The sequence below is a fragment of the Bacillus cereus group sp. BfR-BA-01316 genome (assembly GCF_022664195.1).
In the GTDB taxonomy this organism is placed as follows: domain Bacteria; phylum Bacillota; class Bacilli; order Bacillales; family Bacillaceae_G; genus Bacillus_A.
This window is the reverse complement of sequence record NZ_JAKUGX010000095.1, coordinates 1-476: the sequence shown is the minus strand read 5'-3', so window position 1 is coordinate 476 and position 476 is coordinate 1. Positions and strand designations below refer to the sequence as shown.

The window sequence follows — 476 nt, the reverse complement described above, 5'->3', positions numbered from 1 at the left end:
ATTTTGCAGGTTGAAATAGCAAACCTAACGATTGTAGTTGGATTTATAGGTAAAGTACCTAGAACTATACCAAGACCTGTTTGTTCCACGTTAAAACCTACTGCAATAGAACCATTACTTGCTAAAAGATTCACTGTAGAACCAATAAGCGTATCTAGTAATTCCCTAATTGGTCGTTCACGACAATCACATTCGCATCCTGAGTCTACAGGTGGAAGTAATATTATAGATGGCCCTGGTGGTAAAAATCCTACCCCTGTTACATCAGAAATATTGACCACAAAGGATGTGGTACCATCTGTAACTGTAACTAAAAAATCATTTACGGAAGTGATAGTAAATAAAAAGAAAAGAGGGGGGACGTTGGGCGCGTCTGCAATAGTACCAAGAATCACAGTTTCCCCAATAAGTTGTTGTAAAACGTTCTGCATAGGTAAAACACAGCAATCACAAAGACAGCCTTCAGTTGCTCCTGT

1 pseudogene is annotated in these 476 nt (G+C 38.9%); it reads right to left on the bottom strand.

Going from position 1 to position 476, the window contains the following annotated elements:
- Positions 1-476 (bottom strand): annotated as a pseudogene (locus tag MR071_RS25130) (hypothetical protein); the annotation flags it as partial.